Source organism: Neisseria sp. HMSC067G12, assembly GCF_001812725.1.
GTDB lineage: Bacteria > Pseudomonadota > Gammaproteobacteria > Burkholderiales > Neisseriaceae > Neisseria > Neisseria perflava.
The window spans coordinates 328468-340080 of sequence record NZ_KV810201.1; the positions used below are offsets into that span (position 1 = coordinate 328468).

General features: G+C 49.9%; 13 protein-coding genes and 1 other RNA gene. 6 read left to right on the top strand and 8 right to left on the bottom strand.

Annotated features, from left to right (window positions below; all coding sequences use genetic code 11):
* Nucleotides 1-59 precede the first annotated feature (59 nt).
* Nucleotides 60-1175 (bottom strand): aspartate-semialdehyde dehydrogenase, encoded by a 1116-nt coding sequence (asd, locus tag HMPREF2871_RS06525; protein WP_049344926.1) that lies wholly within the window; start codon nucleotides 1173-1175, stop codon nucleotides 60-62.
* 240 nt (nucleotides 1176-1415) lie between these two features.
* On the opposite strand from asd, the gene HMPREF2871_RS06530 reads away from it, so the two are divergent.
* From HMPREF2871_RS06530 to HMPREF2871_RS06540, 4 genes are all read left to right on the top strand, one after another.
* A complete protein-coding gene (locus HMPREF2871_RS06530) occupies nucleotides 1416-1988 on the top strand; it encodes an RDD family protein (protein WP_049344925.1) in 573 nt (190 codons plus the stop codon).
* Nucleotides 1989-2195: 207 nt separating this feature from the next.
* A complete protein-coding gene (locus HMPREF2871_RS11435) occupies nucleotides 2196-2312 on the top strand; it encodes a tetracycline resistance determinant leader peptide (protein ID WP_001791010.1) in 117 nt (38 codons plus the stop codon).
* Nucleotides 2313-2327: 15 nt separating this feature from the next.
* Entirely contained in the window at nucleotides 2328-4247 is a 1920-nt protein-coding gene (gene tet(M), locus HMPREF2871_RS06535; RefSeq protein WP_063856397.1) for a tetracycline resistance ribosomal protection protein Tet(M), read from the top strand.
* Nucleotides 4248-4338: 91 nt separating this feature from the next.
* A complete protein-coding gene (locus tag HMPREF2871_RS06540; RefSeq protein WP_049344924.1) occupies nucleotides 4339-5661 on the top strand; it encodes a murein transglycosylase A in 1323 nt (440 codons plus the stop codon).
* A 106-nt stretch (nucleotides 5662-5767) separates the two neighbouring features.
* On the opposite strand, the gene rnpB is transcribed toward HMPREF2871_RS06540, so the two are convergent.
* The 7 genes from rnpB to HMPREF2871_RS06575 form a co-directional block, all read right to left on the bottom strand.
* An RNA gene (gene rnpB / locus HMPREF2871_RS06545) (RNase P RNA component class A) lies at nucleotides 5768-6129 on the bottom strand.
* Nucleotides 6130-6182: 53 nt separating this feature from the next.
* On the bottom strand, nucleotides 6183-6890 hold the full coding sequence (locus HMPREF2871_RS06550) for a hypothetical protein (protein ID WP_049344923.1): 708 nt from the start codon (nucleotides 6888-6890) through the stop codon (nucleotides 6183-6185).
* 54 nt (nucleotides 6891-6944) lie between these two features.
* On the bottom strand, nucleotides 6945-7178 hold the full coding sequence (locus HMPREF2871_RS06555; RefSeq protein ID WP_049322987.1) for a hypothetical protein: 234 nt from the start codon (nucleotides 7176-7178) through the stop codon (nucleotides 6945-6947).
* Nucleotides 7179-7191: 13 nt separating this feature from the next.
* Nucleotides 7192-7776 carry a Holliday junction branch migration protein RuvA gene (gene ruvA / locus HMPREF2871_RS06560; protein ID WP_049344922.1) on the bottom strand — a complete coding sequence of 195 codons (585 nt, stop codon included), beginning with the start codon at nucleotides 7774-7776 and terminating at the stop codon, nucleotides 7192-7194.
* A gap of 98 nt (nucleotides 7777-7874) precedes the next feature.
* Complete coding sequence (locus HMPREF2871_RS06565) at nucleotides 7875-8594, bottom strand: septal ring lytic transglycosylase RlpA family protein (RefSeq protein ID WP_049344921.1); 720 nt, start codon at nucleotides 8592-8594, stop codon at nucleotides 7875-7877.
* 48 nt (nucleotides 8595-8642) lie between these two features.
* Complete coding sequence (gene trmL / locus HMPREF2871_RS06570; RefSeq protein ID WP_049344920.1) at nucleotides 8643-9107, bottom strand: tRNA (uridine(34)/cytosine(34)/5-carboxymethylaminomethyluridine(34)-2'-O)-methyltransferase TrmL; 465 nt, start codon at nucleotides 9105-9107, stop codon at nucleotides 8643-8645.
* Between the two features lie 64 nt (nucleotides 9108-9171).
* Nucleotides 9172-9888, bottom strand: coding sequence for a ComF family protein (locus HMPREF2871_RS06575; RefSeq protein WP_049344919.1), 717 nt, complete (start codon nucleotides 9886-9888; stop codon nucleotides 9172-9174).
* Between HMPREF2871_RS06575 and bioH the strand changes: the two genes are divergently transcribed.
* Together bioH and HMPREF2871_RS06585 are read left to right on the top strand one after the other, a co-directional pair.
* Nucleotides 9887-10633, top strand: a complete 747-nt coding sequence (bioH, locus tag HMPREF2871_RS06580; RefSeq protein ID WP_049344918.1) for a pimeloyl-ACP methyl ester esterase BioH — start codon at nucleotides 9887-9889, stop codon at nucleotides 10631-10633. The genes HMPREF2871_RS06575 and bioH overlap by 2 nt on opposite strands.
* Nucleotides 10634-10688: 55 nt before the next feature.
* Nucleotides 10689-11483, top strand: a complete 795-nt coding sequence (locus HMPREF2871_RS06585) for a class I SAM-dependent methyltransferase (RefSeq protein WP_049344917.1) — start codon at nucleotides 10689-10691, stop codon at nucleotides 11481-11483.
* Nucleotides 11484-11613: the final 130 nt, after the last annotated feature.

Consider the following 11613-nt stretch of genomic DNA (forward strand, 5'->3'; position numbering starts at 1 on the left):
GCCTTTTTGTGACAAAAAAGCAACGGCTCAAACCGTTGCTTTTTTCATGCCAACCTAAATTACAGGCTGCCCAAGATAATGCGCAATACGCGGCGCAACGGCTCGGCAGCGCCCCACAAGAGTTGGTCGCCGACAGTGAACGCGCTGATGTATTCGCCGCCCATTTCCAGTTTGCGGATACGGCCGACGGGAACAGACAGCGTGCCGGTTACTTTGGCGGGCGTCAGCTCGTGGATGCTGGCTTCTTTTTCGTTGGGGATGACTTTCACCCAGTCGTTCGCGCCTGCCAAAATCGCTTCGATTTCAGAAACAGGCAGGTCTTTTTTCAGCTTCAGGGTAATGGCTTGGCTGTGGCAGCGCATAGAACCGATGCGCACGCACAAGCCGTCGATTACGGTCGGATTGTCGCTGCGGCCGAGGATTTTGTTGGTTTCCACGCCGCCCTTCCATTCTTCTTTGGACTGGCCATTACCCAAATCCACGTCAATCCAAGGAATCAGGCTGCCGGCGAGCGGTACGCCGAAGTTGGCTTTCGGATAGTCTTCGCTGCGCAGGAAATCGGACACTTTGCGGTCGATGTCGAGGATCGCGCTGGAAGGGTCGGCAAGCTCGTCTGCCACTTGGGCGTGAATCGCGCCCATGCCGCTGATGAGTTCGCGCATGTTTTTCGCACCCGCGCCGGAAGCGGCTTGGTAGGTCATGCTGGTTGCCCATTCGACCAAATCGTTTTGGAACAGGCCGCCCAAAGCCATCAGCATCAGGGAAACGGTGCAGTTGCCGCCGATGTAGTTTTTCACGCCGTTTTTGAGGCCGTTGTCGATGACGTTGCGGTTGACCGGGTCGAGGACGATAATCGCGTCGTCTTTCATGCGCAGGGAAGAAGCCGCGTCAACCCAGTATCCGTTCCAGCCGCTGTCGCGCAGGGGTTGGAACACGGATTTGGTGTAATCGCCGCCCTGACAGGTAACGATGATGTCCATTTTTGCCAATTTGGCAACATCGTTGGCATCCAACAATGTTTTGGCCGCCTGACCGAAATCAGGGGCAGCACCGCCGACGTTGGAAGTGGTAAAGAAAAACGCTTCGGGAATATGGGCGAAGTCGTTTTCTTCTTTCATACGCTGCATCAAAACAGAGCCGACCATACCGCGCCAGCCGACAAAACCTACTTTCATGTGTTACTCCTTACAAAGAAAATCCGGATAAGTTTATAGTGCATTAACAAAAATCGGAACGGCATCGCCTGCCGCTTTGTTCAGATTTTTGTTAACCCACTATAAAAAAGGGGAAAACAAACGTTTTAACGCCGTCTGCGGAAAATGTAAAGGTTTTTATCGAAAATTTTTAGAATGATAGGAAAATAGGTTAAGATGGCAATGAAATTGCATTTCATTAATGGTACAGAGGAAGATTAAATGAGCAAAATCAATTTGTCGGATTTGCCCCAAACAGAAATAGTAGATGTCCATATTGCTTCGCCGGGGGCGAGGGTTGCGGCATATTTGTTGAATAATCTGTTTACTTTTTTGATATGGTTGCCATTTATTGTGATGGTAGTTTTTACTTTAGATGAAAGCAAAAAATTAGTTTCGGAATCTTCTCTTTTTAATACCCCTGAATATTTTGCCATAACATTTTTTATTTCTTTGGCTGTCTATTTGGTTTTCGGTATCTTCCAACTGTATTACATGAGCCGGGACGGTCAGTCTTTAGGTAAAAAAATTATGGGCATCCGGGTGTTAAAAAATGACGGAAGCAATCCGGGCTTTGAAGGAACGGTTTTAATCCGCGAAGTTGTCTGGGCGCTTGCTGTTGGTGTTGTGGTAACTATTGTATCGTTGGCAATAAGTGACACGGGTGGAAACCTGATTTCTCTGCTTATAGCCTTCATCAACTTCATCATGCTCTTTTCCGTCAAACGCGACCGCCGCACGCTCTACGATATGCTGGCCGATACGGTTGTCGTCAAATTGCCGCCGCGCCGATAAATCGCTTTTTTTGATAAAAAATTGGAGATTCCTTTACAAATATGCTCTTACGTGCTATTATTTAAGTGACTATTTAAAAGGAGTTAATAAATATGCGGCAAGGTATTCTTAAATAAACTGTCAATTTGATAGCGGGAACAAATAATTAGATGTCCTTTTTTAGGAGGGCTTAGTTTTTTGTACCCAGTTTAAGAATACCTTTATCATGTGATTCTAAAGTATCCAGAGAATATCTGTATGCTTTGTATACCTATGGTTATGCATAAAAATCCCAGTGATAAAAGTATTTATCACTGGGATTTTTATGCCCTTTTGGGTTTTTGAATGGAGGAAAATCACATGAAAATTATTAATATTGGAGTTTTAGCTCATGTTGATGCAGGAAAAACTACCTTAACAGAAAGCTTATTATATAACAGTGGAGCGATTACAGAATTAGGAAGCGTGGACAAAGGTACAACGAGGACGGATAATACGCTTTTAGAACGTCAGAGAGGAATTACAATTCAGACAGGAATAACCTCTTTTCAGTGGGAAAATACGAAGGTGAACATCATAGACACGCCAGGACATATGGATTTCTTAGCAGAAGTATATCGTTCATTATCAGTTTTAGATGGGGCAATTCTACTGATTTCTGCAAAAGATGGCGTACAAGCACAAACTCGTATATTATTTCATGCACTTAGGAAAATGGGGATTCCCACAATCTTTTTTATCAATAAGATTGACCAAAATGGAATTGATTTATCAACGGTTTATCAGGATATTAAAGAGAAACTTTCTGCCGAAATTGTAATCAAACAGAAGGTAGAACTGCATCCTAATATGCGTGTAATGAACTTTACCGAATCTGAACAATGGGATATGGTAATAGAAGGAAATGATTACCTTTTGGAGAAATATACGTCTGGGAAATTATTGGAAGCATTAGAACTCGAACAAGAGGAAAGCATAAGATTTCATAATTGTTCCCTGTTCCCTGTTTATCACGGAAGTGCAAAAAACAATATAGGGATTGATAACCTTATAGAAGTGATTACGAATAAATTTTATTCATCAACACATCGAGGTCAGTCTGAACTTTGCGGAAAAGTTTTCAAAATTGAGTATTCGGAAAAAAGACAGCGTCTTGCATATATACGTCTTTATAGTGGCGTACTGCATTTGCGAGATTCGGTTAGAATATCGGAAAAGGAAAAAATAAAAATTACAGAAATGTATACTTCAATAAATGGTGAATTATGTAAAATCGATAAGGCTTATTCCGGGGAAATTGTTATTTTGCAGAATGAGTTTTTGAAGTTAAATAGTGTTCTTGGAGATACAAAGCTATTGCCACAGAGAGAGAGAATTGAAAATCCCCTCCCTCTGCTGCAAACGACTGTTGAACCGAGCAAACCTCAACAAAGGGAAATGTTACTTGATGCACTTTTAGAAATCTCCGACAGTGACCCGCTTCTGCGATATTATGTGGATTCTGCGACACATGAAATCATACTTTCTTTCTTAGGGAAAGTACAAATGGAAGTGATTAGTGCACTGTTGCAAGAAAAGTATCATGTGGAGATAGAACTAAAAGAGCCTACAGTCATTTATATGGAGAGACCGTTAAAAAATGCAGAATATACCATTCACATCGAAGTGCCGCCAAATCCTTTCTGGGCTTCCATTGGTTTATCTGTATCACCGCTTCCGTTGGGAAGTGGAATGCAGTATGAGAGCTCGGTTTCTCTTGGATACTTAAATCAATCATTTCAAAATGCAGTTATGGAAGGGATACGCTATGGTTGCGAACAAGGATTATATGGTTGGAATGTGACGGATTGTAAAATCTGTTTTAAGTATGGCTTATACTATAGCCCTGTTAGTACCCCAGCAGATTTTCGGATGCTTGCTCCTATTGTATTGGAACAAGTCTTAAAAAAAGCTGGAACAGAATTGTTAGAGCCATATCTTAGTTTTAAAATTTATGCGCCACAGGAATATCTTTCACGAGCATACAACGATGCTCCTAAATATTGTGCGAACATCGTAGACACTCAATTGAAAAATAATGAGGTCATTCTTAGTGGAGAAATCCCTGCTCGGTGTATTCAAGAATATCGTAGTGATTTAACTTTCTTTACAAATGGACGTAGTGTTTGTTTAACAGAGTTAAAAGGGTACCATGTTACTACCGGTGAACCTGTTTGCCAGCCCCGTCGTCCAAATAGTCGGATAGATAAAGTACGATATATGTTCAATAAAATAACTTAGTGTATTTTATGTTTATGTAAAATCAGCACTTTCCAACATAGGCCGTCTGAAAAATCGCTTTCAGACGGCCTTTCGACACGCTATTGATTTCATGAAAAAACATTTGTACCGCATTACGCTCGTCAGCATTGCCGCGGCCATTCTTGCCGCCTGTCCGAGCAAAAGCATTAAAAACCTCCCCGAAACCGACACCAGCGTTATCAAAGGCCCTGACCGCCCCACCGGTACGCCCGATCCCGTCGGTACGACAGTGAGCGGGGGAGGAGCAAACTACACCGTAGTTTCCTACAACGAATTGCCGCACTGGGACCTCCAACACTTTACCAAAAGCCTGCAATCTTTCCGTTTAGGCTGTGAAAAACTTAAAAACCGCCAAGGCTGGCAGGACGTTTGTATCCAGGCCATGCAAACACCGGTGCACCATTTCCAAGCCAAGCACTTTTTCGAGCGCTATTTCACCGCATGGCGCGTCGATAACGGCGGCAATCCTGCCGGCACCATTACCGGTTATTACGAACCGGTCCTGCGCGGCGACGACAAATCCACGAGCCAATCCCGTTTCCCTATTTACGGCATTCCGAACGATTTTGTTTCCGTTCCGCTGGCTGCAAACTTGAGGGGCAGCAAAGCCACCGTCCGCATCCGCCAAACCGGCCCAAACAGCGGCGTCATCGACAACAGCGGCGCATACACGGCCGACTTGTCCAGATTCCCGATTACAGCACGCAGCACCGCGCTGAAAGGCCGTTTTGAAGGCAGCCGTTTCGTTCCTTACTACACCCGCAGCCAAATCAACGGCGGCGCGCTTAACGGCAAAGCGCCGATTTTGGGTTACGCAGATGATCCGGTCGAACTTTTCTTTATGCACATTCAAGGTTCAGGCCGTCTGAAAACGCCGTCCGGCAAATACATCCGTGTCGGATTTGCCGATAAAAACGAACATCCGTATGTTTCCATCGGCCGCTATATGGCGGACAAAGGCTATCTGCCGCTGGGTCAGACCAGCATGCAGGGCATCAAGGCCTATATGAAGCAAAACCCCGGCCGCCTTGCCGAAGTTTTGGGACAAAACCCAAGCTACGTCTTCTTCCGCGAGCTGACCGGCAGCGGCGATTCCGGCCCGGTGGGCGCATTGGGTACGCCGTTGATGGGCGAATACGCCGGTGCCATCGACCGCCACTACATCACGCTTGGCGCACCGTTATTCGTCGCCACTGCCCATCCGATCACCAAAAAAGCCCTCAACCGCTTAATTATGGCGCAAGATACCGGCAGCGCGATTAAAGGCGCAGTCCGTGTGGATTATTTCTGGGGCTATGGCGACGAAGCAGGCGAAGTGGCCGGTAAAATGAAAACCACCGGCTATGTATGGCAGCTCCTGCCCAACGGCATGAAACCGGAATACCGTCCATAAACAGCGGTTTAAAAAAGGCCGTCTGAAACCAAGATTCAGGTTTCAGACGGCCTTTTTATTTCTATAAAAATGCGGCAGGTTTTAAAAACCTGCCGCGGTATGGGGACATACAGCTCGGACGGTAAGCCGGGTTCTGTCGCGGACAGTCATTCCTCTAGGCACATCATTGCTGGTGTGCTCAAGCAACCTACCCGAACGCTCGGCGAGCAGCGTCATCGCGTTCTGTTTGGTCTTGCTCCGAATGGGGTTTAGCCTGCTGCGCTTTGTTACCAAATGCACGGTGCGCTCTTACCGCACCTTTTCACCCTTACCTGTTTTGCCCGAAGGCAATCATCGGCGGTATTGCTTTCTGTTCCACTTTCCGTCGCGTTGCCGCGCCCGGCCGTTAGCCGGCATTCTGCTCTGTGGAGCCCGGACTTTCCTCCCCGTATGCCTTACGCGATACGCGGCGACTGTCTGTCCGACCTGTATGAGGTGCGGATTATAACACAGCCGCTATAAGGTTCAGACGGCCTAAATATTTATTTTTTCTTTTTAAATGCTATTTCGGTCAAACCCAATTCCTGTGCTTTTTTGCGGACTGCGGATTCGGGCATTTCGCGTGCCAGGCGGCTGGTGCAGTATTCGGTCATGGTGGTGGCGCAGGCTTTGAAGTTGCCGGTAAAGTCGCTGGCGGCACTTAAAAACGGGATGAGGCGGCCGGCCATGATTTCTTCGGCCGGTGCGTCTGTTTGGGCGGATACGCGTCCGGACTCGACCGCCGAGAAGATTTGTTCGGTAAAGCGTCGGACGAAGTTTGCTTCTGTTTGGCAGTCTTGGAAGGCGGTGTTTTCGTGTTGGCAGACGAGGGTAACTTCGCCTTCTGCTTCTTGCAGCGGTTCGGCCAAATCGAGTTTGAGGGTTTGCTTGTCGGTTTGCAGCCAGGCGGTGCGGCCTTGGGTTTTGATGATTTTGCCGTAAACGCCGATGGCATCGTTTTGGGGGATGTTTTTCTGTTCGGCAAGTTGCTGGGCCGAGAATAAGGGGGCTTGTTCGGCAAATGCGCCGCCGGTTTCGTGTTTGAAGTAGGCGGCGAGGTCTTGTTTGATGAGGGCTTGGGTCAACAGTTTTTCGCCTTCGGTCAGGCGGTGTGCGAAGCCGTGTGTTTTGGGGGCGGATGCGGCATCCGTGGTCTTGGCGTCCGGTGTGCAGGCGCTCAGGAGTAAAAGCAGGGGAAGGATGTATTTCATGGTTGGTCTCTCAACAGGCCGTCTGAACCTATGGTTTCAAACGGTCAGCATTGTTTATCGATAACGATAAACCCGGCGGGGATAAACGGGATAGGCCGGGTAATTGCGGACGGGTTCGCTGTCTTGATAGATGACGGTCGTCCCGGGCGGGGCGTTGATGGTCACGGTTTTGTTGACGGTGGTTTGCGCGTGGACGGGCAGGTCTAAGACGGCGGTGCGCCCGTACGGAGTCTCGGTATAAACGCACGCGCTTAGAAGCAAGGCGGCACTCAGGACGGCGGTTTTCATGTTTCAGACGGCCTTATTTGAGCAGGTTTTTTAAGGCCAGGCGCACGCCTTCGCCGACTTCCGTGCCTTTGGGAATGCCTTTGGTGGCGGCTTTGGCTTCGCGTTCGTTGTAGCCGAGGGCAAGCAGGGTGTTGATGATGTCTTGGCTTTCGTCGGCAACGGCATCAGGGGCAAACAGGCCGTCTGAAACGGTATGGGACACGAGTTTGCCGCGCAGTTCCAACACCATGCGTTCGGCGGTTTTTTTGCCGATGCCGGGGGCGGAGGAGAGGCGTTTGACGTCTTCTTCGGCGACGGCTTGCGCCAGCTCGTCGGCATTCATGGCCGACAAGATGCCCAATGCAGTTTTGGCACCGATGCCGCTGACTTTGACCAGTTGGCGGAAGGTGGCGCGCTCCTCGGCCGAGGCGAATCCAAACAGCAAATGCGCGTCTTCGCGGACGACAAGCTGGATGTAGAGATGGACGGTTTCGCCAACGGGGGGCAGGTTGTAGAAAGTCTGCATGGAAACGTCGGCTTCATAACCGACGCCGTTGACGTCGATAACGACCTGCGGCGGATTTTTCTCAATCAATTTACCTGTGAGCCTGCTGATCATGGTGTTCCCCTGTGATTAAAAAAGGCCGTCTGAAACCTTGCAATCGGGTTTCAGACGGCCTTGTATTGTATCAAACTTCAGCGCTAACGCGGACGAAATCAGATGGCGGATACCAGATTCAGATGACGGGCGCGTTCGCCTGCTTCGGCGGCACGTTCTTGGCTGCTGAACGGACCCATTTTGACAACGTATTCGTAGTTGCGTTTTTCCAGCATGACTTTGCTGTCCGACGGCAGGCTTTGTGCGGCTTGGTTCAGATAAGCCTGCGCTTCACGTTGGGTACCGAAGGATTTCAAATCAACAAAAAATTCTTTGTTGTTTGGGGAAATAATGGTTTGAGCGGCGGTTTGGTCGGGGATGATTTGCTCAACTTTGACGTTGGCCGTGCCTTGGTTGATGAAACCCAATTGTTGGGCGGCGGCTTTGGAAACATCGATGACGCGGTTGCCGTGGAAAGGGCCGCGGTCGTTGACGCGGACGATGACACTTTTGCCGTTTTGCATATTGGTCACGCGTGCGTAGCTGGGAATAGGGAGGGTTTTGTGGGCGGCGGAGAGGGCGTTCATATTGTAACGCTCGCCGCTGGAAGTTTTACGGCCGTGGAATTGGTTGCCGTACCATGAGGCTTTGCCGGTTTGGCTGAAAGAGGAAACTTGGATCAGCGGCGTGTAGCGTTTGCCGGCAACTTTGTAACTGCGGTTGGCAGAAGGATGCAGTTTTTCGACTCGGACCACGCTGTCGGCAACGGCGGCATTGATGGAAAGGACGCCGATGGTGGCGGCGGCTAAGGAAAGGAGGGTTTTTTTGGTAAAAGTCAAAACGGGTTCCGTTCTTGAGTTGATAACGCAGCGGTTTCAGACGGCCTGCTATACGCCGCCGGCAAAACCGTTTTGTCGCCATGCTTCAAACAGAATCACGGCGACAGTATTGGAAAGATTCATGCTCCTGCTGCCGGGCATCATCGGCAGGCGGATTTTTTGTCCGGCAGGCAGGCTATCGAGAATTTCGGCAGGCAGGCCACGCGTTTCGGGACCAAACAGCAACACGTCGCCTTCGCGGAAGGAAACTTCGTCGGGGCGGGTAGAGCCTTTGGTGGTCAGCGCGAAAATGCGGCGGCCTTCGAGTGCCTTGAGGCAGTCTTCGAAATTCTCATGTACCGTCAGTTTGGCAAACTCGTGATAATCCAAACCCGCGCGTTTCATTTTGGACGAATCCAGCGGAAAACCAAGCGGCTTGACCAAGTGCAAATCGGCACTGGTATTGGCGCACAGGCGGATGATATTGCCCGTATTGGGCGGGATTTCGGGTTGGTACAAAACTATGGTAAACATATAAATCAATCACTTATAGAGTGGCATAATGCCGAAATGTTCCATGGGTGTCAAAAACTTTAAGCTATTTTTTCATTGGCGGCCGCGCCAAGCTCCAGCAAAAAATCTTACCTGCGCCTGATTTTTTCAGCGTTTTCGCCAATTCGTCCAAAGTCGAACCGGTGGTGAAGACATCGTCAATTAACAGAATATTACACGCCTTCGGCAATTCGGCTTTGATTTTAAATGCATTCTTGATATTTCGCCGACGTTCGTCGCTTTTTAGCGTACTTTGCGGCTCGCCATGCCGTCTGAAAACTGCGTGGCGCGGCAGCAGCGTCCAGCCGTAGCGTTTTGCCAAAATATCCGTCAACGCCTCGCTTTGGTTGAATCCGCGCTTGAGCCGCCGCTCTTTGCTCAAAGGCATGGGCAGGACGAAATCGAAGTGTTCCGTCGCCAGCCAGCCGGGTGCGTTTTGGCACATCAAATCCGCCAACGGACGGCTCATGCCCAAGTCGGCCAAGTGTTTCAGCTCGCGTATCATGCTGCTGACGGGCGGTTCGTAATACAGCGAGGCCCACATTCTATCAAATGCGGGCGGCTTTTTCTGGCAACTGCCGCACACCGCCCCGCCCGCGACATGGCGGAAACACAAAGGGCAGCTTTGTGCCGCGTCGATAAAATATTCCGTCAAATCGTTTGCGCAGCCTTTGCAAAGGCCGTCTGAAACGGAATCGTGGCATAATACGCAACGTCGCGCATTGAGCTGTTTCAAACTGCGCCACCAAGAAAGAACATTCATGCCACACTCCGCCAAAAAAGTTTATCTGATACACGGTTGGGCGGCGAACCGCCATGTATTCGACGATTTAATACCGCGCCTGCCTGCCGATTGGGACGTCCGCGCGCTTGATTTACCCGGACACGGCGATGCGCCTTTTACCGAGCCGTTTGATATTGCCGCCGTTGCCGAAGCCTTCGCCGGACAAATCGATACGCCGGCACACATTCTCGGCTGGTCGCTGGGCGGACTGGTTGCCCTGTATCTGACTGCGCTTTATCCCGACAAAATCCAATCGCTCTGCCTGACGGCAAGTTTTGCCCGATTGATTGCCGACACGGATTATCCCGAAGGCTTGGCACAACCTGCCTTGGGCAAGATGGTCGGCGCATTCCAGCAGGATTATGCCAAACATATTAAACAGTTTCTACAACTGCAACTGCTGCACACGCCCCATTCCGGCGAAATCTTAAACCGGGTGCTGCCCGATTTGGCGCGCTGCGGCACGCCTTCCGCCTTACAGGCCGCGCTTGAAGCGGTCAACCATGCCGATGCGCGTCCGTTGTTGCCGCTGATTCAAACGCCGTCATTGCTGGTGTTTGGACAAAAAGACGCCATCACGCCGCCGCGCATGGGCGAATATTTACACCGCCATTTGAGCAACAGCGAGCTGGTCCTTATAGACAAAGCCGCACACGCGCCCTTTTTAAGCCATGCCGACGAATTTGCCGAAACCTACCGCAATTTTGTCGAAAAGGCCGTCTGAAACAGACTTAAACCATAAAAACATTGTCGGGCAAAGCCCGCTGACACGACCCACCATGACCGAACAAGACAAACGCTGGCAGATTCACCGCCATCTCGCCCAAGACACCGACGAGCGCCTGCAGCTGGTCCGCAATGCACCCAAACGCATCATGCTGATTGGTGCCGATGCCGACATCAGCCGCAGCCTGCTGGCCGCGCGTTATCCCGATGCCGTGTTTGAAGAATACGATCCGAATGCCGATTTTTTGAAAACCGCCGCCGCCGCGCGCAAAGGCGGTTTCTGGCAGAAGCTGACCGGCAAAACCATCCCGCAGCATTGCCAAGCCCTGACCGCGCCGTTGCCCGAAGCATCCGCTGATATGTTGTGGGCCAACCTCAGCCTCAGCCGCGCCGACGATATTTTGCCGGTATTGAAAAACTGGGCCGCTGCTTTGAAAACCGACGGATTATTGTTTTTCACGCACTTTGGCCGCGACAGCCTGACCGAACTGACAGGCCGTCTGAACCATGAAGGCATCGAATGCGAAGCGCCCACGCTGATTGATATGCACGACTTGGGCGATATGCTCGCCGACAACGGCTTTTACGATCCGGTAACCGACACGGCCAAGCTTGAGTTGGGCTATAAAAAAGCTGCGACGTTTTGGCAGGACATGGAAACCTTGGGATTGTGGAATGCGTTGAAGTTCAGCAATCCGCAAGCGGCCAAGGAATGTGTGGATAAGATTTTTGCCAACGAAGGCCGTCTGAACATCACGCTTGAAACCGTGTACGGCCATGCCGTGAAAAAATTGGTGTTGCCGCAAGGGGAGAATGTGGTGCAGTTTTTCCCGAAACGGCAGGGCTAGTTTGGCGGTTGTGCCGGTAGGGTTTACACCGAGATTGCGTATTGTGGAATGCGGTTTGGCGTTTGTATCGATTGCCTGTGCTGTTTAATATGTATGAAAAAGGCCGTCTGAAAACTTTTCAGACGGCCTT